Annotated in this window: 23 protein-coding genes and 1 pseudogene; 11 read left to right on the top strand and 13 right to left on the bottom strand. The window is 62.5% G+C overall.

Features of this window, described 5'->3' with window-relative positions:
- Positions 1-16 precede the first annotated feature (16 nt).
- Both HV796_RS28815 and HV796_RS28810 read right to left on the bottom strand, forming a co-directional pair.
- A complete protein-coding gene (locus HV796_RS28815) occupies positions 17-874 on the bottom strand; it encodes a class I SAM-dependent methyltransferase (RefSeq protein WP_175230221.1) in 858 nt (285 codons plus the stop codon).
- 201 nt (positions 875-1,075) lie between these two features.
- Positions 1,076-2,167: a hypothetical protein gene (locus HV796_RS28810; protein ID WP_175230218.1), complete on the bottom strand. Its 1,092-nt coding sequence runs from the start codon at positions 2,165-2,167 to the stop codon at positions 1,076-1,078.
- Between the two features lie 357 nt (positions 2,168-2,524).
- On the opposite strand from HV796_RS28810, the gene HV796_RS28805 reads away from it, so the two are divergent.
- The 4 genes from HV796_RS28805 to HV796_RS28790 all read left to right on the top strand — a co-directional run bounded on the left by HV796_RS28805 (position 2,525) and on the right by HV796_RS28790 (position 5,666).
- A complete protein-coding gene (locus HV796_RS28805; protein WP_175230216.1) occupies positions 2,525-3,334 on the top strand; it encodes a hypothetical protein in 810 nt (269 codons plus the stop codon).
- 109 nt (positions 3,335-3,443) lie between these two features.
- Positions 3,444-4,016, top strand: coding sequence for a TetR/AcrR family transcriptional regulator (locus tag HV796_RS28800; RefSeq protein WP_175230213.1), 573 nt, complete (start codon positions 3,444-3,446; stop codon positions 4,014-4,016).
- Between the two features lie 196 nt (positions 4,017-4,212).
- Positions 4,213-4,638, top strand: a complete 426-nt coding sequence (locus HV796_RS28795) for an organic hydroperoxide resistance protein (RefSeq protein ID WP_175230211.1) — start codon at positions 4,213-4,215, stop codon at positions 4,636-4,638.
- Between the two features lie 308 nt (positions 4,639-4,946).
- Complete coding sequence (locus tag HV796_RS28790) at positions 4,947-5,666, top strand: hypothetical protein (protein WP_175230209.1); 720 nt, start codon at positions 4,947-4,949, stop codon at positions 5,664-5,666.
- A 57-nt stretch (positions 5,667-5,723) separates the two neighbouring features.
- On the opposite strand, the gene HV796_RS28785 is transcribed toward HV796_RS28790, so the two are convergent.
- From HV796_RS28785 to HV796_RS28765, 5 genes are all read right to left on the bottom strand, one after another.
- A complete protein-coding gene (locus HV796_RS28785; protein ID WP_175230205.1) occupies positions 5,724-7,451 on the bottom strand; it encodes a purple acid phosphatase family protein in 1,728 nt (575 codons plus the stop codon).
- 247 nt (positions 7,452-7,698) lie between these two features.
- A complete protein-coding gene (locus tag HV796_RS28780; RefSeq protein WP_175230202.1) occupies positions 7,699-7,920 on the bottom strand; it encodes a hypothetical protein in 222 nt (73 codons plus the stop codon).
- 255 nt (positions 7,921-8,175) lie between these two features.
- Positions 8,176-8,907 (bottom strand): SDR family NAD(P)-dependent oxidoreductase, encoded by a 732-nt coding sequence (locus tag HV796_RS28775; protein WP_175230251.1) that lies wholly within the window; start codon positions 8,905-8,907, stop codon positions 8,176-8,178.
- Positions 8,908-8,921: 14 nt separating this feature from the next.
- Positions 8,922-10,235, bottom strand: a complete 1,314-nt coding sequence (locus HV796_RS28770) for an MFS transporter (RefSeq protein WP_175230198.1) — start codon at positions 10,233-10,235, stop codon at positions 8,922-8,924.
- Between the two features lie 52 nt (positions 10,236-10,287).
- Entirely contained in the window at positions 10,288-10,815 is a 528-nt protein-coding gene (locus HV796_RS28765; RefSeq protein ID WP_175230195.1) for a 2,4'-dihydroxyacetophenone dioxygenase family protein, read from the bottom strand.
- 185 nt (positions 10,816-11,000) lie between these two features.
- Here HV796_RS28765 and HV796_RS28760 point away from each other — a divergent pair, with 185 nt between their 5' ends.
- Entirely contained in the window at positions 11,001-11,147 is a 147-nt protein-coding gene (locus HV796_RS28760) for a hypothetical protein (RefSeq protein ID WP_175230192.1), read from the top strand.
- A gap of 60 nt (positions 11,148-11,207) precedes the next feature.
- On the opposite strand, the gene HV796_RS28755 is transcribed toward HV796_RS28760, so the two are convergent.
- Positions 11,208-12,152, bottom strand: a complete 945-nt coding sequence (locus HV796_RS28755) for a DMT family transporter (protein ID WP_175230190.1) — start codon at positions 12,150-12,152, stop codon at positions 11,208-11,210.
- 183 nt (positions 12,153-12,335) lie between these two features.
- Complete coding sequence (locus HV796_RS28750) at positions 12,336-13,241, bottom strand: LysR family transcriptional regulator (RefSeq protein WP_175230187.1); 906 nt, start codon at positions 13,239-13,241, stop codon at positions 12,336-12,338.
- Positions 13,242-13,446: 205 nt separating this feature from the next.
- Between HV796_RS28750 and HV796_RS28745 the strand changes: the two genes are divergently transcribed.
- From HV796_RS28745 to HV796_RS28735, 3 genes are all read left to right on the top strand, one after another.
- A complete protein-coding gene (locus HV796_RS28745; RefSeq protein WP_175230184.1) occupies positions 13,447-14,184 on the top strand; it encodes an SDR family oxidoreductase in 738 nt (245 codons plus the stop codon).
- A 326-nt stretch (positions 14,185-14,510) separates the two neighbouring features.
- Positions 14,511-15,599, top strand: coding sequence for a catalase family peroxidase (locus HV796_RS28740; RefSeq protein WP_175230181.1), 1,089 nt, complete (start codon positions 14,511-14,513; stop codon positions 15,597-15,599).
- Entirely contained in the window at positions 15,596-16,150 is a 555-nt protein-coding gene (locus tag HV796_RS28735; RefSeq protein ID WP_175230178.1) for a cytochrome b, read from the top strand. The genes HV796_RS28740 and HV796_RS28735 overlap by 4 nt, the downstream gene beginning before the upstream one ends.
- Positions 16,151-16,207: 57 nt before the next feature.
- Here the strand turns inward: HV796_RS28735 and HV796_RS28730 are convergent.
- A pseudogene (locus HV796_RS28730) lies at positions 16,208-17,089 on the bottom strand (sterol desaturase family protein); the annotation flags it as partial.
- Positions 17,090-17,434: 345 nt separating this feature from the next.
- The gene (locus HV796_RS28725; RefSeq protein ID WP_175230175.1) at positions 17,435-18,046 is read right to left on the bottom strand and encodes a histidine phosphatase family protein; all 612 of its coding nucleotides are present in this window, start codon (positions 18,044-18,046) and stop codon (positions 17,435-17,437) included.
- Positions 18,047-18,492: 446 nt separating this feature from the next.
- Between HV796_RS28725 and HV796_RS28720 the strand changes: the two genes are divergently transcribed.
- Together HV796_RS28720 and HV796_RS28715 are read left to right on the top strand one after the other, a co-directional pair.
- The gene (locus tag HV796_RS28720) at positions 18,493-18,927 is read left to right on the top strand and encodes a peptidase associated/transthyretin-like domain-containing protein (RefSeq protein WP_175230172.1); all 435 of its coding nucleotides are present in this window, start codon (positions 18,493-18,495) and stop codon (positions 18,925-18,927) included.
- Positions 18,928-18,954: 27 nt separating this feature from the next.
- A complete protein-coding gene (locus HV796_RS28715) occupies positions 18,955-19,350 on the top strand; it encodes a hypothetical protein (RefSeq protein WP_175230168.1) in 396 nt (131 codons plus the stop codon).
- 42 nt (positions 19,351-19,392) lie between these two features.
- Here HV796_RS28715 and HV796_RS28710 read toward each other — a convergent pair whose 3' ends face one another.
- Together HV796_RS28710 and HV796_RS28705 are read right to left on the bottom strand one after the other, a co-directional pair.
- On the bottom strand, positions 19,393-20,274 hold the full coding sequence (locus HV796_RS28710; protein ID WP_175230165.1) for a DUF2182 domain-containing protein: 882 nt from the start codon (positions 20,272-20,274) through the stop codon (positions 19,393-19,395).
- A gap of 3 nt (positions 20,275-20,277) precedes the next feature.
- The gene (locus HV796_RS28705; protein WP_175230162.1) at positions 20,278-21,066 is read right to left on the bottom strand and encodes a DUF899 domain-containing protein; all 789 of its coding nucleotides are present in this window, start codon (positions 21,064-21,066) and stop codon (positions 20,278-20,280) included.
- A gap of 132 nt (positions 21,067-21,198) precedes the next feature.
- Between HV796_RS28705 and HV796_RS28700 the strand changes: the two genes are divergently transcribed.
- Entirely contained in the window at positions 21,199-22,419 is a 1,221-nt protein-coding gene (locus HV796_RS28700; protein WP_175230159.1) for a helix-turn-helix domain-containing protein, read from the top strand.
- Positions 22,420-22,423 lie beyond the last annotated feature (4 nt).

Here is a 22,423-nt window from a genome sequence, read left to right as displayed (position 1 = left end):
CATCGGAGGCTCAAGATCAGGTCGTCGCGATCAGAAACTCTTCGCCGCTGGCCGGCCGCAAACCATCGGTGCGTGTGCTGAAATATCGCTGAATCATCTCGTGCGTCGATACATGTCGCGTGCCGCTGAACCCGGCCGCATGCGCAAGCGCGATGATCTCCGATGGACTGAAGAAACTGATGAACGGCGTGCCCGCCGCACGTGCGCGTTCATAAACGCTTTGATGCGCGGCGCGATCTTCCGCGTCGATCAGTGTCATCGGCAACAGGAACGTCATCGCGAATGTCGAACCGCGTGCGAGTTGAGCGAGCTGGCGCAGCGTTGCGAGGTTCGACTCGCGCGTCAGGTACATCGACACGCCGGTCGACACCACCACGGCCGGCGCCTGTACATCGAAGCCCGCAGCCGTCAGTTCGCCCCACCATGACTGGCCAGCCTCGAAGTCGACCGGCACGAGCCGCAGCCATTCCGGAATGCCGAAGCCACATTCGATCAACCGCTGCCGCTTCCATGCTTGCGCCGCGGGTCGATCCACTTCGAAGATGCGCAGCCGCGATGCAAGTTCGGGCCTGCGTTGCGCGAAAGTATCGAGACCGGCGCCGAGAATCACGTATTGGGTCACGCCTTGCGCGGCCCGCTCCGTCACCAGGTCTTCGATCAGGCGCGCGCGGCCGACGATCGCCGCGCGATACCCGCTGGTCGCCGCCGCGGTCATATCGGGACGTTGGCGCCAGTCGGCATCGGGCGCCGCCAGTTGCAGGCCGACTTCGTCTTCGATCACGTGCGGCTGCGCATCGACCTCGACGTGCAACGCTCGCCATAAGGCAACGCGCACTGCGGTGCTGTCCGGCGCCGCGGTTCGCTGGTCGGCCATCGGGGGCTCCTGCTCGGGTGGTGATGTCAGCGTGCAGTTTACCGTTCGTGCGGCGTAGTCTTTGACTGAACCCTGGCGCTCGACCCCACCACCGGCTTGCGCTTGACCTCGGTTAGATAGATCAGGAGCAGCGACACCCGGACGATTCCGTACAAAAACATGAAACACGTCGTCGCGCACGAGCGCGCCCGGTGCGGTGCGTCAAGGCACCTGCGTCACGCCCACCGGCAGCCCGCACGGGCCTTGCGCCGCGTTGCTGCAATCACTCGTGATCGAGCGCTGGCCGCTAGAGGGCGTGACGGTGAACAGCTTTACCACGAACGGTCCGAAGGGATTGCCCGCCGGCCGTTCGTTGTCCAGCACCAGTTCGCTACTCGCATTCGCCCAGATCGCACCCGGCGACGTGCCGGTCGGCCCTTGGGCCGCATTGCCGAAGTCGCTGGCCGTGATCCGGTTGCCGTTGCCTGGATTCACGCTGAGCACCGACCCTTTGCCGTTGGTCCCGCCCTGGCCGTCGGTCAAGTAGATCGAACCAAACGCCCCAAGCAGATTGGGATACACCGACACCTGTTGCGGCGCAACCGCGACCGTGCCTTGCGCACTATTGCCGAGATCACTCAACAACGCGCGGTTTCCGTTCGCATCGACGGTAAAGAGTGCGAAGTCCGTCGCGTCAGGACTGGTGTAGGCCAACACGACCAGCTTCGAACCCAAACCGAGCAGGTTCGGATACAGCGTAATCGACTGCGGGAACGCGCTTGTCGCGCCTTGCGCCGTGTTGCCGAAATCGCTGAGCAGCGTGCGATTCCCGGATTTCGGATCGACCTGGAAAATCGCACCCTGGTTATTAGTCCCGCCGGCCTTATCGGCCACGTAAAGTTCGTTGCCCAGCCCGAGCAGCCCGCTGGACGCAACCACTGCAACCGGCTCAACGCCTACCGGACCTTGGGACGAGTTAGTGAAGTCAGTGATCGTCATGCGCATACCGGTCGTCGGATTGACGCCATAGAGCGCACGGCTGGAAAAATCCAGCGCGACGACTGTATAGCCAGAGAGCGCAAGCAGGCCGTTTGGTACCGAGCTGACGGCAAACAGGTTGCCGCCCGATACAGGGCCTTGGGCCGAGTTTCCGAAATCGCTCACAACGGTCCGGTTGCCCGATCCGTCGACCTCGAGCAGCGCGCCAGCGTCGTTCGTGCCCAGTTGGGAGTCGAGAAGAAACGTGGTTTGCGCGTGCGCGGCAGGAAGCGTTGTGGACAACAACACGCAGAGTGCGACGGCAAGTGATTTCATGGTTACCTCCGTGGTGAGGGCACAGCGCAATATCACATACGAAGCATTCCTCATCAATTTTATTTAATAACATTTCACGGATCAACCGATGAGAGAATGGGTTTATCCAGGCTTGAATATCTTCTTAAAAACGTCTGAAAACAATAACGAATTGCTCGTTCTGTTTTTCTCTTTAACGAATGTTATCGAATTACAATTCCATCACAATTCTGCTTTAATGCACGTATAGATCGTTTGCGGGCAGTATAGGCAAGGCTCGTCGATTTACAAGTGCGACCTGTTGATTGGCTTCCCGTTTTTATAGAGGCGAATAATGTGATAAAAAAGAATGCAAACTTTTTTTCTAAAGATGGTTCCATGGATTTTATATGGCTTGTCGTGGCCATACTGACTGGTGCAATTGTCATTGCGCTAACATCGCTATTGATGGGGTGGTGGCTGCCCGTGCACCACGCGCAATCCGCGCGGCAAACGGCGTCGTCGGACGCGCCCCCACTGCCCGCAGCTTCGGACCAGACCATTCAGGCGAGCGCGCTTTCGTTCCGGCCAGCAACCGTGGATGTGCTGGCACAGCTCGCGGCGAAGCGCGTGACGCCTTGGGTGCCGGCGTTGGCATCACAAAGCGTAACGCTATCGGACGCACTCCAACGTGCGATGGAGATCCCCGTGTTCGATTCGTTGGCGATCCGGACAGATCCAGAAGCTCTATTTGAAACAGCGGCATGGGCCGAAGCTTGCCGGCACGGCGGGATGAGTGACGCAGCGAGCCGTTGCGGCGATAGCCGCCTGCACGACCCCGGTTACGCGGACAGGATGCTGGCGCGTGCGGCCGGCGCGGGTCAAGCCGGCGCGATTATCGAGCTGGCGATGCGCTATCCAACCTCATGGAACTCGATCTCAATGGACAATGGCGTGATGCTGGACGATGCGCTCTACATGCTCGCGCAGCACGGAAATCTGCGTGCACTGGATCTGCTGCGACAGTGGTGCACGACAGCCAACCATTGCGAAGAACCGATGCTGACCCGCAACGTGTTGATGCTGTTGATGTTTCGCGCGACGAGTGCCACGTATGAGTCATCAGACGCGACGGCCGCCTTCGAGGGCGACGCGGCCGACAGACAGCGAGCCGAGGCGCGCGCGGCGCGCATCAGCTTGCTTCATTGAGGCTTCAGTCCCGTTACCGCTACCCATCCCGCGAGCATTTGCCGCTGCGTAATCGCCGAGGTGAAAAAACCGCTTGACTATCTATCTACGAGTAGATAAAGTACGAACCATGGAAACGACAGCAACCGTCCGCGAGCAGATTCTCGATCATGCAATCACGCTGATGATGCTGCACGGCTACAACGGGTTCAGCTATCGCGACCTGTCCGAGTTGGTCGGCGTGAAGACTTCGAGCATCCACTACTACTTCCCGTCGAAGGAAGACCTGGCGCTCGAAGCGGTCAACGAATACAGCAAGCAGATATTCGCGCTGCTGGGTTCGGTTGACGCGTCGCTGCCTGCGGATGCGAAGCTGGCGAAGTACACGAAGCTGTTTGGCCGTGTGTTAGGCGATGGTGATCAGATCTGTCTATGCGGCATGCTCGCTGCTGACATCGGGTCGCTGCCCGATACGGTCCGCGCCGCGGTGCAGGCGTTCTTCAAGGCCAACGAAAGCTGGCTCGCGAAGGTGCTCGCACAAGGCGTGAAGGAACGCACGCTCGCCGTCAACGGCAGGCCGGAGAACGCGGCGCGTACGCTGTTCGCTGCGTATCAGGGCAGCGCGCTCGCGAGCCGTTTGTTTCAGACAAAGGCGCGGCTCGACGAAGTCGAGACGTCGTGGAAAGTATCAAAGCAGGTTTGACGTAACGTAGTAGCAGGTCGAGCGGTTCGCCGCTCTTTTGCAGCGCCGGTTGTCTATCTTCTAGTAGATTGATAGTCGATCGGAGCAAAGCTTTAAGCTGTAGCGGGCTTTGGCCAATCGTCGGGTTACAGCGATGTAGCCCACCGACCCGCCCGCAAGCAGGCTCATTTAACCCAATGCCATCAGGAGTTCCATCATGTCGATCGAAAAAGTGCTGTACCGTGCTCACGCTCATGCAACCGGCGGCCGCGATGGCCGTGCGACCGTGGCCGATAGCAAGCTCGATTTCAAGCTGACTACGCCGCGCGAGCTCGGCGGCGCGGGCGGAGACGGCGCGAACCCGGAGCAGCTGTTCGCGGCCGGCTACAGCGCGTGCTTTATCGGAGCGATGAAGTTCGTCGCGGCGCGCGACAAGATCTCGATGCCGGCGGACGCGTCAATCGACAGCAGCGTCGGTATCGGTCAGATTCCGAATGGCTTCGGTATCGAGGTCGAGATGAAGATCTCGCTGCCGGGTATGGATCGCGCGGCGGCTCAGGCGCTGATCGAGAAGGCGCACGTGGTGTGTCCGTATTCGAATGCGACCCGCGGCAATATCGATGTGACGTTGACGCTGGTTTAAGCGGGCGGCGTTTTAAAGTCCGTCGGGGTACGCGTCCGGCGAGATGTCGACGTTGCATTCGTCGCCGTCCGGCCGGACGTTTGCGTTTACGCCCCGCCTACGTTACACGTCCTGAATCAGAATATTTTCGCGTCGGTCGCTCTGCCGTTCGGTACGGGCGAACTGGCCGAGTCGGCCCTGCCAACTGACCAGATTTAAGTCGACACGAATACCCGATTTCACACTCCACACTGTGCGTGTAATTCGCCTTAACGATTCTTCGTTCATTTATTTTTTTGGTTCAGGAACATTGAAGAACTGCAGAGAAATTGCTAGATTCCACGCATACGTTCATCAACGATGACAAGTGGCTTAGAAAAGTAAAAAAACAATGCCATCCTGCAATATTGCTTAACATCACGGAGCAGAAAATGGCTCAAGAATGCATGTTCCAGCAAACGTGTACAGTCAATCTCTCGTTTTTGTCCCAGGTCAACGCCCAGGCCGCGCCCACTCCATCAAGCGGATATGTCCGAATAGGATATTTCCCTAACCTCGATTCAAACATCGCCATAGAATCCTACTGCAACCCGGGCAACGACGGCCAAGCTTTGTTAGGGAAAACCAACTGGCCGAACGCAGATTACACGCGCAGTGTGAACATCACCGATTCGTACAATCATACCGCAACAGCAATTTTATTTAATACTACATATCAAGGTCTCTACTATACGATACAAATCAAAAGTACCACATGCGACGACATATATGGATACCTCCCCCCAAACTCAGGCGAAATCACCCTTGCCAACCCTGGAGATGATCGAGATGTGAGTTGCATGGGCGACGTCAATTCCCATGAACTTTGGTATTTTTGTTCTCAGCTTTATATCGGGCCGCAATTTGTCCAGCCTCCCACGGCCGGTGCCAATTTCAGCAGCGGCATTGAAAAGCATGGAACCTTCCGTATTTCCGGAGCAACCGGAGACAAAGATAATCGAACCGTTCAAATAGGAACTGTTCAACTAAATGGGCTGATCAAAGCGTAACCGCACCGGTCGCCGCACCGGCATTCGCAAACGAAACCGGCGCGGCGCCACGCCCCCTTACCGCCGCCGCTTCTCCAGCGTAACCGTCTCGAACAGTTCGTAGTCCGGATTCGGCGTTTGATCCGCACCGGGCGCGTGATAGTAGTTCATCGTCATTGTCGTCTTGCCGCCGTGCTCGCCGGGATCGACGTCGAACACCGCGATGCCGTAGCCGGTGCCTGTGTCGCGCTGCGCGGACCAGATCGCATCTTCCAGCGCATCCGCGGTAGGCCGCACGAACGTCCCCGCCGTGGTGCCCGCCACCGGGCGGTTGGGCTTCGTAAACACCTGTGCCTGCGGATTGCCATTTCCCATATCAACGCCATACACGTCGAGCGGCGCACTCGTGCCGCCGCCGCCGAGGATCAGGTGAATCGTGCCGTGGCTCGTGTCGAACGTCGTCGCATCCGGATTGGCATGGGTATGCGGCACCGGACGCGGCTGCAGCGTATCAACCGCTTCACCGGTCTTCGCATCGATGCCCGCGTGACGATTGCAGCCGCGCACCGGATAGCTGCGCTCATAGTCGTGGTCATGTCCGCAGACCACCAGATCGACGCCATACTGGTCGAACAGTGGCAGCCACGCTTCGCGAATACCCTTGTCGGACCCATTGCCGGTCTTCGACGAACTCAACGCATCCTGGTGCATTTGCACGACAATCCAGTCGATGTCGCGATCGTCGGCGGCACGCCGCAGTGTTTGCTCGAGCCAGCGCGTCTGCTCGCCGTTGCTATAGCCGCGCACATAGAACGACGAACCCGGCGCGATCGGCGCGTGGCCGGTGCTTGCCGCGGGAACGAGCGGCATCGGGCCCGCGACGAAGGCCGCCGCGTCCTGGTAGACGACATCGTCCGCATCCAGCGAGATAAACAGCACCGAGCTCACCTGGAAGCTATACCAACGGCCTGAGAAGCGTGAGCCGTTATCAGGCAGCGTATAGCGCGTCAGATACGAATCGAGCCCTTGTGGACCGTTGTAAAACTCGATTTCGTGATTGCCCGGGCACGGCATCCAAGGCCGTCTCGTCGACGAAGTCTGGTTGTTATTCGCGAAGTCACGCCACACGTCGGTCTGATGCGCCGGGTTCAGGTTCGCATAGCAGAGATCGCCGTTCAACAGATGGAACAACGGCTGAAAGCGCTCGACCGCGTCGACCGCAAAGCGGCTTTGCGGCGACGACAGCACCCAGCCCGTATTCGGCGTCGCGAGATCGCCGTAGCTGGTGAAACGGAACGGCGCGCGGCCGCGTGGCGCCGTCGTGAAGCTCGAACTGAACGGCGAACCGGCATGGCTGTCGTTGTCCGCCGTGACCTCGTAGGTGTATGTCGTGGCCGGCTTCAGACCGCTCAGGCGCGCGTGGTACGTGAACACGACGACACCCGTCAGCCCGTCCGTATAGGTCCGCTGTACCGCGTGCACCGTGTCGCGGCGTCCATGATCGGCGCCCACCAGCACGCGCGGATTCGCGGACGCGGCCAGCGACGCCCATGACACGACCACTTCGCTGGTAGGATCGTCGCCCCACGTCAAATGAATCTGCTCGGGCGAGCCATCCGGCGGCGTCGTGTGGGTCACGTCGGCGCGCGCAGCCCCGGCGGCCAATGCGCCGGTTGCGCTCGCCAAGCCGGACGCGCCGGCGAATTTAAGGAAGCTGCGGCGCGACACCGTCGCGCCGGTTCCAGCGGGCGCTTCGATCACTGCGGTTTCGGCAATGGATGCATCGGGGACAGGCTTCTTCGTCATGTCGGATCGCCTCGAATGATGAAGACGAAGCATGAGCAAGTCCGCCACGCATCACGGATGGGCGCGGAGTGCTGGGTCATGCATCGCTTTGGGGGTGGGTTCAGTCGACACGATGGCTGGCGTCAGTGACCCCAGCATGACATTGCAATATCCGGGCGTCGTAAAAAAATAAACGCTAAAAGCGGGGCGCCGTGGATATCGACAGACTCTGCGTAGGCGCGCGGTCCGCATGAGGTTGAGCGTGAAGCTATCCGCCGGCATCCGGGTTCAAGCCATCGCGAAGCCGGGTGATCCGAATAGCAATCTGTTCAAGACGCTCGAGATGCGTCGGCGCGGTAGCACGCGCCTTCAACGCTTCAATTCGACGCTCCCAGTATTTGATATCGACGCGATCCGCAACGGTCAGCATCCGGACGATTTGCTCCAGGTGGGCAATTTCGCCTTCCATAATCTGGTCCATCGGATTCATGGTGTGGGGCTCCCGCGAGTGGTCCGGCGTTTCCTCCGATGCGTCAAAACGTTTTGACAAGCTACCCGGCAAGACATTAAGAGAAGCTTAACGACCGGGTGTTTGCGCCGCTTGCTGCGACGCGGCAGGCCATTCGATGCGCACGCAACCACTGCGCATCAGGCTATCGGAAGCCGATCCTTGCACGCGCAGCTCAACGTGGCGCATCACAGGCGGCGTCACGCAGCACCACCAGCGGCTGCGATATCGGCTATGTCACGCGGCAAGATAGCCGCCGTCGACCGGCAACACCGTGCCGGTGATAAACGACGCACCCGGCGAGCATAAGAACGCGACCGCCGGCCCGATGTCGGCCGGCGTACCCCAGCGCTTCAAAGGCGTGCGATCGAGAATCGCCTGAGAGCGGCCGGTGTCATCCTGCAACGCCTGCGTGAGCGGTGTCGCGATCCAGCCGGGCGCGACCGCGTTCACGCGGATGCGCTCCGGCGCATACGCAATCGCCAGCGACCGGGTCAATTGCGCGACCCCGCCTTTGCTCGCGCTATAGCCAGGCACGAGACCGCCGCCGAAAAAGCTCAGCATCGAAGCGGTATTGACGATCGCGCCGCCGCTGGCGCCTAGCAGCGCACGGGCGGCAGCGCATGCGCGCATCGTGCCGGTGAGGTTCACATCGACTACCTGCGCGAACACGTCGGGGTCGTGCTCTTCGCCGCGGCGAATCACGCCCGCGCAATTCACCAGCACGTCGAGCGACGACAATGCGCCGAACAGCGCGTCGACGCTCTGTCGTGACGACACGTCCAGTTCCGCCGTTTCGATACGGTCCGCGGCAAGCGCGCTGCGCTGCTCGTCGGTGGGCGCAAGCGCAGCCGCGATCACGCGCGCGCCGAGCGCCGCGAACTCGCGCGCGACGCCCGCGCCGATGCCCTGTGTGCCGCCGGTCACAACCACCGTCTTACCGGCAAACAGATCCGCTCGAAACGTAATCGCAAATGATGCAGTCATGGCTGTGTGATCCGGGTTGGCGCGGCCGCGCCAGGTTCGACCGTATCGGCAATCGGCACACGCACGGCAAACATATAGACGAGCGCCGCCGCGAACGATACGCCCGCGCTGATCAGAAACGCGTTGACGAACGAATGCGTCTGGTCGACGACCACACCCGTGATAAACGGCGCGAACGACCCGCCGAAATAGCCGCCGAAGTTCTGGATGCTGCCAAGCGACGCCACCAGATGCCGCGGCGCCGCGACGCTGACCAGCGCCCATGCGGCGCCGCTCGCGAGATTGACGAAGTACATCGCCGCGGAAAGATAGATCATCGCGAGCGTCAGGTTCGGTGTATACGCCGCAGGCACGGTGAACACCGCCGCGCCGATCAGTCCGCTGCAGATCGGCCATTTGCGGCTGCGCATGCGCGCCATGCCGCGTGCCATCAGCCCATCGGCGATAAATCCGCTCGACAGCATGCCGAGCGTGCCGAACAGATACGGAATCGACACGATCCAGCCGGTCTTCGCGATGCTCAGATGCCGCTCATGTTCGAGATACGCGGGCAGCCAGGTCAGATACAGCCACACCATGTAGATCACACCCATGAAGCCGAAGATCATGCCCCACGTGGTTGCGTGCCCGAACAGGCCGCGCCACTCGGCAAAGGTCATCTTGCGCTCGGCGCGCGCGAGCGGTTCCTCTTCGGTCAGATGCCGCACTTCGTGCGGTTCGAGCGTGAGGTCCGCGCGATTGCGATAGATCAGATACCAGCCGATCGCGACCGCGATGCCGAGTACACCCATCACGATAAACATCCAGCGCCAGCCGGATACGAGCAGCAGCACGGTGAGAATCGGCGGCGCGAGCGCGGGGCCGATTGTCGACGAGGTCGTGAAGATACCCGTGGGCCGGCCGCGCTCACGCAGCGCGTACCATTCACTGACCACTTTGGCGCCAGCCGGGAATTGCGGCGCCTCACCGATGCCTAGCGCGATGCGCGCCGCGAGAAATTGCGGCAGCGTCTGCACGAACCCGCCGCATAATTGCGCGCAGGACCAGACGAACATGCCGAGACCGAGCATCAGCCGCGCCCCGAAGCGGTCGAGCAGCGCGCCGACCGGCAACTGCGAAAACGCATAGGCAAATGAAAACGCCGACAGCAGCAGGCCCATTTGCGAAGCCGATAGCCCCAACTCCGTGCTAACCGAATGATTGGCAATCGATAGCGTGCTGCGATCGAGATAATTAACAATACCGGCAAGCGTCAGAAAAGCCAGCGCAATCCATTGAATGCGCCTAAGACGTGGAGTCTTCGGTTGCATCGGGCGTCTCCCCCCTTCTTTTTGCGGGTCTTTATTGATAAGTTACGCCAGGTCACCTGACGAACTGGTCGACATACTCCGCGCCGAGCCCGACCTTCTGATAGTGTGCGCGGCACATATCGAGCTTGGTAAACACATCTTCGTAGCCCGTGTAGTTGCCATGCGGGTCGCAGTAGTACATCACGCCGTTCACCTGAAAGTACGTGATCATCTCGTCGACGTCGTCGGGCACATAGAGCGTATGGGTTTCGCCGGGCGGCTCGAATACATAGCTGCCTTCGTTGGCGATCCAGTCATGCTCGAGATAGAGCCAGCGGCCCTTAAGCACAAAACCGTGCACGGCCTGCGGATGACGATGGCGGCTCAGCACGCCGGATTTGCGCACGCGCAGCAGGTTCATCCAGTAGCCGGACGATACGTTCAGGCACAGCGGACGAAACCAGACGTTTTCGGCTTGCGGCACCCACAGCCGTTCATCCTGCGGAATGGCGGAACTCACAACGATCTCGCGTAGTGCTTCGCGTGGATTCGGAAGCTGATAAGGCGTCATCGCATCGGCGCTTTTAGCGGGGGCCGGCATTGCGTCTCCTTGATCGTTCTCCCTATGCATGTTGTGCAAGGGTGTCCAGGTTGCGAACAGCGAATCGTGTTGTCGGACAATGGTTGATCTGTTTGCAGTGCCTGTCAAGCCGACTCAATGCCAGTCGCCGCATGCTCACCGCTTGTATGATGGCAATGAAATGTCTTCGAAAGCAGGACTGAATCATGCTGTTTGGCCGCCTGCCGGCCAACCCGTTCACGGCACGCTTCGAAGGAGCCGCTATGCCACAGATTCATCCGACTGCGTACGTCGCACCGAATGCGGTGATCGATGGCGACGTGACGCGCACGCGAAACCGGCGCGGCGCTTGATGCAGCAACTGATGCAGCAACTGATGCGGCAACTGATGCGGCAAAACCCGTCCTGATTGTTCAGGAAGTGCCCGCGCTGCGCGCAGCCCGCGCGAAAACCTGACGCAGCCACCCTTGCCCGTTGACGACCAGCAACCCCGTCAGCACGAACGCGGAGCCCACCGCGAACGCGATTGACACACGCTCATGCAGCAGCACAATGCCGAACGCGACGCCGAACAGCGGCGTCATGAACGACAGCACGCCGAGCTTCGCCGCCAGGTAGCGCCGCAATAGCCAGAACCAGGTGAGATAGCTCACGAACGAGATCACGATGGCCTGGAACGCGAGGCTCGCCCATGCAAGCGGCGTTCCGTGGAAATGGGTCTCGCCTGTCGCAAACGAAAACGGCAACAGCGCAATAAACGCGACCGCGAGCTGACAGAACAGCGTCTGCGACGGTGGCGCTTCGCTCAGGCGGCTCACGCGGATCGCAACCGTCGTCAATCCCCACGCGGCTCCGGCGCACAAACCCAGCAGGTCGCCGAGCAGCGAGTCGGGAGAAACCGGGTTCGCATCGGCGCCACCGATCGCGGGCGCGAGAAAGGTCACGGCAACGCCGAAAAATGCGAGGCCAATGCCCATCCATTGCAGCAGCGTGAGCCTTTCATCAGGAATCCGCAGATGCAGCCCGATCGCCGCGAACATCGGCGCGGTATAGATCAGCACCGCCATATGCGATGCATTCGTGCGGCGCAGACCTTCAGCAATAAACAGGAATTCGAGTGCAAACAGAATGCCCGCCACGAGGCCCGAGCGCAGCGCGATACCGGGCAGCCACCGCTCACGCGCGACCAGGTGACTGAAGAGCCACACCAGCAGCGCCGCGGCACCGGAGCGCAGCGCCGCTTGCAGAACCGGCGACACGTCAGCAACAACCGCCTTGATCGCGACCTGTTGCAAGCCCCACGCGACGCACAACACAACCATCAACGTCGCGGCCAGTCCATCGATAGGCTTTCTCATCCTTGTATGACCTGTGGTTACCCTGTAGTTATCCTGTCGTGACCTGCACAGCGGTTTCGGCAGCGCCGCTTCATCTGGCAGACCCGGAAGCATAAAGCCTATGCGCGACAGACGCGATACGCGGCGCAGCGATCGACCTCAAACTGAGGCTTGCCTGGTCTCACACCACATCGCCCTTCGCTGTCAACGCGCGCCGAATCTCTCTTCATAGAGCTCGCACAGCCAGTCGACGAACACGCGCACGCGCGGCGATAACTGCCGCCGGTACGGATACAGCGCGGACACGACCATCTCGGGGCTCGCCCATCGCGCGAGGACTTCGACGAGGCGCCCATCGCGCAACTCGTCCTCGACGTGAAAGCGCGGCACCTGAATCAGCCCGCAGCCGCGCAGCGCGCAAACGACGTTATTCTCCGCGTCGTTCACCGACATCCAGCCCCCGACCGCGTACTCGCGAATCGCACCGTCGACGACGAGTTCGAACGGATAGTCGGCCGCCGCGCCGCTTGCGAAGAAACGCACGGCCTGATGATCGGCGAGTTCATCCGGATGTTCCGGCGTGCCATGCCGAGCCAGATAGTCGCCGCTCGCACAGATGACCTGCGGCATCGAAGCGAGGCGCCGCGCGACGAGGCTCGAATCGCGCGGATTGCCGGCGCGGATCACGCAATCGACGCCCTCGCGCACCAGATCGACCAGCCGGTCGCCGCTGCTGACGACCAGTTCGACATTCGGATAGCGGTGGCGAAACTCATCGATTCGCGCTAACACGATGCGTGTCGCGTGCGTGCCATGCATATCGACGCGCAGCACGCCGCGCGGATTCGACGCGACATGGCGCAGCGACGCTTCCGCATCGTCCAGTTCGCTGAGCACCTGCACGCAGCGTTCATAGAACGCCTGCCCATCGAGCGTCGGCCGCACCTGGCGCGTGGTCCGCTCGAGCAACCGGGTGCCCAGCCGCGCCTCGAGTTCCTTGATCGCATAGGTGGCCGTCGCACGCGGAATGTCGAGCATGTCCGCCGCCCGGCTGAAGCTTTGCACTTCAACGATCCGGGTGAACAACTGCAACGCATCGAGTCGATCCATGGCCGTCTTTATTCAGGCAAATTGAATGAAGGGTGCTACGGACACGCTATTTATCACGTTTTCGGAATTCTGTCCGGTGATTACCGTCCGATTATTGAGTGCCATTGAATTGAATTCCCAATTTATCACCATTTATCGCGGCTGGTTAAATGACGACAATGCTTATCTCACAGGCACCGCGCCCATAACATCCCAGGAGCAGCTCATGCACACCCACCAGCAGGCCGCGATTGTCACCGGCGGCTCACGCGGCATCGGCCAGGCGATCGCGATGCGCCTCGCGGCGGACGGCTTCGCCGTCGCGATCAATTACGCCGGCAACGCGGCCAGAGCCGTCGAAACGGTGAGCGCGATCAAAGCGGTCGGCGGCAACGCGATCGCCATCCAGGGCGACGTCAGCGAGCCGCGGGACGTCAAGCGCCTGTTCGTCGAGACGGCCCACGCATTCGGCCGCTTCGACGTCGTGGTGAATAGCGCCGGCATCATGCCGATGGCGAAGATGGACGTCGATCTCATCAAAACCTTCGACAAAACCATCACAACCAACCTGCGCGGCGCGTTCATCGTGATGTCACAAGCGGCCGCCCAGTTGAACGACGGCGGACGGATCATCGTGCTGTCCTCGAGCGTGATCGCGAAGTCGTTTCGCGGCTACGGTCCGTATATCGCCAGCAAGGCCGCCGTCGAAGCGATGGTGCCGGTGCTCGCCAACGAACTGCGCGGGCGCGCGATCACCGTCAATGCGATCGCGCCCGGACCGGTGGGCACCGAGCTCTTCCTGAGCGGCAAGGCCGACGAGCAGATCACCCACCTCGCGAAGCTCGCGCCGCTCGAACGGATCGGCACACCCGACGAAATCGCCTCCGCGGTGTCGTTCCTCGCGGGTCCGGACGGCGCGTGGGTGAACGCACAAATCATCCGCGTCAACGGCGGCTACGCGTAGCCGCCGGCTGCAAACGGGTACGCACCAGGCACACGCCAGGTACGCGCCCGGCCCACCTTATCCCGCGATGGGGCGCGCACCGAAAACAGAATAGACCGGCGCCCGGCCGTTTGGACGCGGGCGCCGGCTCATTCGGGGAGCCGGCGCCGATGCGCATCTGCACAAACACGTTCCCCCACAAAAAGAAAATTGGCCGTGCTAACTCGAACATGCTAAAAATTTTAGGGCAGCATACTCACACGCAATCCGGCGTGGCGCCCTTCGTGACACGCTAGCGCCGGGCTCTTCTGCCCGCCCCCACCCGTCCGCCTCACGGAGGTCGCCCGATGACGTCTCCCGGTCCTTCACGCAACCCGTTGCCCGCGCTCGCGGCCATTGCGCTGATTGTTCTCGTGCTGTTGCTGCTGTTCGCATGGGCCGGCGGCTGGTTCACGCCGAACCGTATCAGCGGCTCGACACTCGTCAACATCCTTCAATACAACGCCGGAACGATCCATCCGGGCTTCCGGCGTGCGCATTCGAAGGGTATTTGCGTAAGCGGTCACTTCGATTCAAACGGCGCGGGTACGGCGCTGTCGCGCGCGGCATTGTTCACAACAGGCTCCGTGCCCGTGATCGGCCGCTTCAATACGGGCAGTTCGATGCCGGACAGCAACGACGCCGATCAGATTTTCCACGGGCTCGGTATGCGCTTCCAGTTGCCCGACGGCGACGAATGGCGGATGGCGCTCGACCAGACACCGATTTTCATCGTGTCGAACCCGGCGGACTTTATCGCGCTACAGATTGCATCGAAGCCGGACCCGGCGACGCACCAGCCTGATCCGGACAAGATGAAAGCGTTTTTGTCGACGCACCCGGAGACCCAGCGTTTCCTCGATTACCTGGCCAAAACGCCGATGCCGTCCAGCTTCGCAAACGGCACGTACCACAGCATCAATGCGTTCCGCTTCACCGACGCGACCGGCACGGTGCGTTACGTGCGCTGGCAGTTTGAGCCGGAGCAGCCGTTTATGGCGCTCGACAAGAGCAAGGCAGCCGCGCTGGGGCCGAACTTCCTGTTCAACGATTTGCTGCAGCGCATTCACGATGGTCCGGTGAAGTGGCACATGATCCTCGTGCCGGCCAATGAGGGCGACGTGACCAACAACGCGACTGTCGAATGGAGTCCCGACCATCAGCGCATCGATGCGGGCACGCTTGTGTTCGATCAGATCGCGACCGAAGAAGACGGTCACTGCCGCGACTACAACTACGACCCGCTGATTCTGCCGCGAGGCGTGGCCCGCTCCGAGGACCCGCTGCTGCCGGCGCGCTCAGCGGCTTATTCGGTGTCTTTCCAGCGGCGCGCGGCGGAAGGCCCGCGTCCCGATGCGATCACGATCGAACTGCAGCACAACGGAGAATCTCAATGAACGCGCCGCACACTACGTCGCACGAACACTTCGTCTTGCCGGCGCGCATTCTGCATTGGCTGATGGCGCTGCTGATTCTCGCGATGCTGTATATCGGCGTCGGCATGGTATCGACCGTGAGCGTGCGCTACCCGATACTGCTCGCGTGGCACCGGCCGATTGGCATCGCGATCCTGATCCTTGCGCTGATCCGCTTCGCGATACGGATCACGCATCGCCCGCCGCCCCTGCCCGCTGACCTGCCGGGGATTCAGGCGGTCGCGGCGAAAGCGTCACACTACGTGCTCTATGCGCTGATGATCGCAATGCCGCTGATCGGCTGGGCGATGCAGTCCGCGGGCGGCTATCCGGTCACCATGTGGAAGGGGTTCGTGTTGCCGCCGATCCTGACGCACGACATCGTCGTCTATGGTCAGTTGCGGCGCTTGCACGGACTGCTCGGCTACGCGTTCTTCCTGCTGATTCTCGGTCATCTCGGCGCCGCGCTGGTCCATGCGTGGATTCGCCGCGATGGGGTGTTCCAGAGTATGTCCGGCGGCAGCCATCCATAGGATCTCCGTGGCGCGCACCAGCGCCCGGGCGCGTCTCTCGACCGCATCCTGTGCGGCCGCGCGGCGCCGCATGTCCTCGGTGGTCTCGCCTTTGCCGTCGGGCAGCCAGCCCGGCGGACGGAAGATATGGTTCAGCGCAATCCGCGCGCTCTTCGCGTGCACGACGTCGCGCACCAGCGTCACCCAATGCTCGAATTCGACGACCAACGGATTGCGTGTGCGGGTCGGCGTGACGAGGCCATAACGGCACGGCAGATCGCTGCGCTCGGCGACGTAGGTGCCGAACAACCGGTCGAAGAGGATCAGCGTGCCACCGTAGTTCGCATCGAGATAGTCGAGGTTCGATGCATGATGCACGCGGTGCGCGGACGGCGTATTGATCACATATTCGAGCCAGCCGAGCTTCGGCGTCCACGTGTTGTGAATCCAGAACTGATACCAGAGGTTGATCGCCAGCGTCATCATCACGATCTCCGGACGCACGCCGAGCCAGACCATCGGCGCGAAGAACAACGCACTGCCGGACAGCTTGGTGGTCCAGCCGAGCCGGTAGGCGGTGCCGAGCGTCAACTGGTTCGGCGAATGATGCACGGCGTGCGTCGCCCACATCAGACGCATCCGGTGCGAGGTGCGGTGATACCAGTAGTAGCAGAACTCCTGCGCGAGAAACACGACGATCAGCGTCGGCACCGTGTGCATCGCGACCGTGTGAATACGGTGGCGCCACGCGAACGCGAACAGCGGCGCGGTCAGCGACAGCGGCACGAAGTCGATCAGCTTGCGGCCGACCAGGTCGATCAGCGACAGCCGCATTTCATTCCAGTCGAACGGTTCGCCGCCGCGGCGGCGGCTTCGCCGGTTCAGCACGAAGGCTTCGACAAGCGAAATGCTGACGAAGACCAGCGAGACGATATAGGTGAGCTTGAGCGTGTGAGCCATGATGATCAGAGAGCGACAGGTTCAGGGCCGGGAATCTCGCGTCGGCTGGCTGAATCGTTGTATGCGCGCCGTCGCGTCCCACGCAGGCACTCTATTAAGCGCAGCGGTGAAAAACCACCGACAAACTATGTCGGCATATGTCACCGCCGCAAGCGCGCGCGCACGCGGGCGCCACGGGCCGCGATGACATCGGGCGACATATTTATGCTGGAAAAGCGGAGCCGGCCGGCATCGAACACGCGCTTGCGCCGACACCACGCGCACCGCGAATGCGGTCACGTGGCCTGACGAATCGAAGTGCGGCGAAGCGGCGGAACAACAGCGGGGAAGTGAAGCGCGTGCGGGTCAGTCAGCCGTAGACGGCAAGCGGTTCCACTGCCGTATCGCGCGGGTATCGCGCTCGAATCCGAGAATGCTGACTGACGCGGTGTCGAGATACAGATGCGCGCCGAATTTGACGGCATTCGCGACCCAGCATCCGGCCAGCGACCGCAAGAAATGCGAATGCGAAAAGAGCGCGGTGCGTCCCGGCATCGCGAGCAAACGTTCGATCAGCGCCGTCGCACGGGCCTGGACCTGCTCCGCGCTTTCTCCTTGCGGAATCGGCGAATGCCAGACGGCCCAGTCGGGCACGCTGTCGCGAATCTCCTGGGTCGTGCGTCCTTCGTAGATGCCGTAGTCCCACTCGCGCAGTTCGGGCTCCACTTCGACGCGCTCGCCGAGTCCCGCGAGCCGGCATGTGTCGAGCGCGCGCGCACGCGGGCTTGACCACACCGCGTCGAAGTGCACGGCGCCCAGCAAGGGCACGAGTGCGCGCGCCTGTTCGCGTCCGCGTTCGGTAAGCGGAATGTCAGTGCGCCCGGTGTGCTTGCCGTTGAGGCTCCACTCGGTTTCGCCATGACGGATCAGCCAGATTTCGCGGTGGCTGACCGTATCGTTTGCAACTGCAGTGTTCATCGGCTGACTCCGTAATGCACCGCATCATGACAGCGGCGCGAGCAGGTCGAACGGGGAAGCGCGGCGGACCTTGATTTTATGACAGCGGCAAAATCGCCGTCGTGACACCGTCGAACGCTCGACGTGGATTGGTGCGGAACGCGCCGCACCAATCTCCTATCATCAATGAAGCGCGCGCTTTCGACAGCGCTCGATGCGAATCGGATTGGCAGGTTCGACTCGAGGTACGGTGCAATGCCACGATCGCAGGTGTCACAGCCCGCTCCCACTGGCGCTGCGCGCGCCAGCAGAACACGCTTGGCCGCTTGGGCAATACGCGGTGGGGTGTCGGAATACAGTTCGTGCGTATTCAGAAGACGTTAGCTATCACGATCTGAGACACTGCACGCCGATCGACGTTACACCGCGCCGGCCGGACGTGAACGTGCTATCTCAAGGAGTGCAACATGAGGCTGAAGACTGTTCGCTATTCGACCGCCACCGCGCTTGTCGCAACACTCGTGCTCACCGTATCGGGCCATGCGTTCGCGCAAAGCCCCGGATTGCCGCCGGTGGAGACTCAGGGCGACATCAGCTTCGTGTCGGGCGGCATCGGCCATGACGAAGCGGAAGCGTTGCGTCACGATGAAAGCCAGTGGCCGCTTTCGATGGGCTTCTTCGGGCCGACCGCCGACTATCTCGCGGACGTGCACGTGCGAATCGCCGATTCGAAGGGTAACGAAGTGATGCATGCCGATTCGCGCGGCCCCTACATGCTGGTGAAACTGCCTCCGGGAAGCTATACCGTTTACGCGCGCTATCGGACCGATGAACAGCATCGTGCCGTCAACGTGGCCGGCAACGGGCATGAGCGCGTGTCGTTCCGCTTCAACGTCCAGTAACGCGGTATGTGACGCCCGGAGGACATCATGTTGAACCCCGTCAGGATGACCATCGCGCTCTTCTGTTGCGGCGTGCTTGCGGCATGCGCGTCGCCTCAGGAACGCGCGAGCGAAAAGGACGACATGCTGGCCGCGGCGGGCTTCACGATTCTGCCGGCCAATACGCCCGAGCGCCGACTGGAATTGCAAACGCTGCCGCCCAATCGCGTCGTGCAGAAGACGCAAGGTTCGCGCGTGGTATTCCTGTACGCGGACCCTTATGCATGCGGATGTCTTTACATCGGCGACCAGACGGCATGGGATACCTACCGGCGACAGCAATTCCAGGCCGACCTCGCGCGGGAGCAGCAGATGACCGCGCAAATGAATGAGCAAGCGGCGTGGGATTGGGGCCCGTGGGGGCCTGGATGGTGGCGGTATTGACGCAAAGCGACGCGACGCGCATGCGCTCAGGACCGTAACGAATCATCCCGCTGCGGCTCCGGTGACGACGGCGCGTGCAAGCATCAGCAATCCGGCGCCGATCGCCAGCGCGCCGATCATGCGTGCGACATGCACGCCGTTCGCCGCAACGCGTTCAGCGGTCACGGCAATTGTCACAGCCGCCATCACACGCAGATCCATCACCCCGACGGCGAGCAGCACGGCCGTCGGGCCCGCGCAACAGCACACACAATGCAGACCCTGGCGCACGCCCGATCGCCAGGCCACGCGCACATTGGCCTGCAACACGTCAACGCAGCCCGATGTGCAATGGGATGCGCGACGCCACGCGTCGCGGCAGCACGCGAGATGCTGCGCTTTCCACGCACTGAACTGCAGCATGCCGGCAAGCAGCACGACCGCGCCGGGTACGGCAGCGACGCTGCGCGCAAACGCGGGCCACTGCATGTCGAGCGCGGCGAGCGCCGCGCCCGACGGAAACACGGCGACGCCCAGCAACGCCCAGACGAAGAAGTAACCGACGCTGACCCAAGCGGTGAGCCGCCCGGCACGCGCGTTGCCCAGCCGGCCAATGATCTCGTGATAGCGCCACAGCACCGGCGCGAGCGACGGCAGCATCATCGCGACCATCATCACGAGCCACATGCCGACGAACGACGCGGCAGCACGCGGCCACGTCTGTCCGCACATCCGCGACCACACCATCGACATCGACCCGCCGCCGGGCATCGGCATTTCGCCGGCCGCCGACATCGACAGGCATACGATCGCCGTCAACCCGGCGCTCGCCACGAACAGCACCACCGAAAGACCGAAGAACACGCGCCGGGAAACCGGCGCGGACATGCGACGCGATCTATGCACCGGGTGCGGCCGCGCATCGGTTGTGCGGACAACATTCATGATTCATCCCTGCGCCGTTGCGGGTTGCCACGACGGGTCGTACTCGTCATGCCGACGCCACCAGACGCCCGCCTCGTTGCGCCCGCGCGGCGCGCGGTCGAGCCACTGGTACATGCTCCATACGCCATCCAGTCCGCGCGCATAGGTCGAGTACGTGTGATAGACGGCACCCGCTTCGAGCACGAACGTGCTCAGGCCCGGCCGGTCTTGCGCATAGGTCAAGGCATCGGTGCCGCAGCGCGCGGCGAACTCCGCGACGGGCGCCGGCGCTGGCGTCATATCCATCGCGTGGGCGCCGCGTGCGTAGTTGTATTCGACTGTTCCTTCGCGCTGCTGCTGCTCGGTAAAGGACACGTTGAAGTCGAAATTGAAGTCGCTGTCGAGCGACGAGGCCCACGGGAATGACCAGCCCATCCTCTGCCTGTAACCGTGCAGTTTCGCAAGCGGCGCCCGCGATACCGCCATCAGTGTCACATCATGATGCGCAAGGTGGACCGCAATCCCGTCGAATCCGTCGGCAATGGCCGAGCACGACGGGCAGCCGGCCTTGTAGTCGGGCCCGTACATGAAGTGGTAGACGATCAGCTGCGAGCGCCCGCCGAAGAGTTCCGGCAGCGTCACGCGACCCGCGTCGGTGTCGAACCGGTAGGTCTTGTCGATGCGCACCCACGGCAGCGCCTGGCGGCGCTGAGCGAGTTCGTCGCCGCGCCGCGTGTGTTCCTTCTCCGCATCGAGCAGTTCGAGCCGCGCGGCAAGCCACTGATCGCGTGTTCCAGTCGAATGGGTCGTCATGTTTCGTCCCTCCTTTAGGTATCCTTCGTCAGATGTCGGGTAACCGAACCAGCGTATTGCCGCTGTCGTGAAGCCAGATTAGTCCGCACGGCTCGAATGATGGGAGTGACAAGTGTGTCGGGATTCGCATAGATGGATTCGTTGATCACGTCCGCCGCGCGCGCGCTGGCCGCGGGCGATCCGCTCGGCGCGCTCAATCGCGTCGCGTTGCGCGACGACGCGCCCGCGCTGGCGCTGCGCGGCATCGCGATGGCCCAGCTCGGCGAGCTGGCTCGCGCGAAGGTGCTGGTGCGCAGCGCGGCACGGGCTTTCGGCGCGAAAGAAGCGGTCGCACGCGCACGCTGCGTGGTCGCGGAGGCGGAGATTGCGCTCGCATCGCGCGATCTCGGCTGGCCCGCGAAGGCGCTCGATGCGGCACGCGTCACGCTCGAAGCGCACGGGGACCGCGTGAATGCCGCGCACGCGCACTATCTCGCGGTGCGACGGCTGCTGCTGATCGGGCGCCTCGACGATGCGGAGCGCTCGCTCGCCGGGCTCGACCCGACGCCGCTGCCGCCGGCACTGAGCGCCGCGCACGAACTGGTGGTCGCCGGTATCGCGATGCGGCGGCTGCAGAGTCAGCCCGCGCGCGCGGCGCTGGCCCGCGCGGAACGCGCCGCCCGTGAGGCGGGCATTGCCGCGCTGAGCGCGGAGGTCGAAAGCGCGGCGCGGCTGCTGAACGCGCCCGCGGCACGGCGCATTGCGCAAGGCAAGGAACGGCTGTTGTTGCTCGATGACGTGCAAGCGCTGCTGGAATCGTCGGCGCTGGTCGTCGACGCATGCCGCTACGTGGTGCGCGACGCGCATACGGTGGTGTCGCTCGCGCGGCGTCCGGTGTTGTTGACGCTGGCACGCGCGCTCGCCGAGGCGTGGCCGGCCGACGTGCCGCGCGACACGCTGATTGCGCGCGCATTCCGCACGAAACACGCCGACGACACGCACCGCGCGCGGCTGCGCGTCGAGCTTGGCCGATTGCGTTCGATGCTGCGAACGCTCGCCGGCGTGAACGCGACCGGGCGCGGGTTTGTGCTGGTGCCACGCGGGCCGCGCGAGGTCTTCGTGCTGGCGCAGCCCGTGGAAGGCGAACATGCGGCGATGCTTGCGTTGCTGTCGGATGGCGAAGCGTGGTCGAGCTCCGCGCTCGCGCTCGCGCTGGGCGCGAGCCAGCGCACCGTGCAGCGGGCGCTCGAGTCGCTGGCGCAGGCGGACAAGGTGCAGTCATTCGGGCACGGGCGGGCGCGGCGCTGGATGACGCCAGGGGTGCCGGGGTTTTCGGCGATGTTGCTGTTACCGGCGGCGTTGCCGGATGACTAGAGAT

Source organism: Paraburkholderia humisilvae (assembly GCF_902859855.1).
Lineage (GTDB): Bacteria > Pseudomonadota > Gammaproteobacteria > Burkholderiales > Burkholderiaceae > Paraburkholderia > Paraburkholderia humisilvae.
Note: the sequence above shows the minus strand (reverse complement) of the source record. Positions and strands in the feature narration are given on the sequence as shown.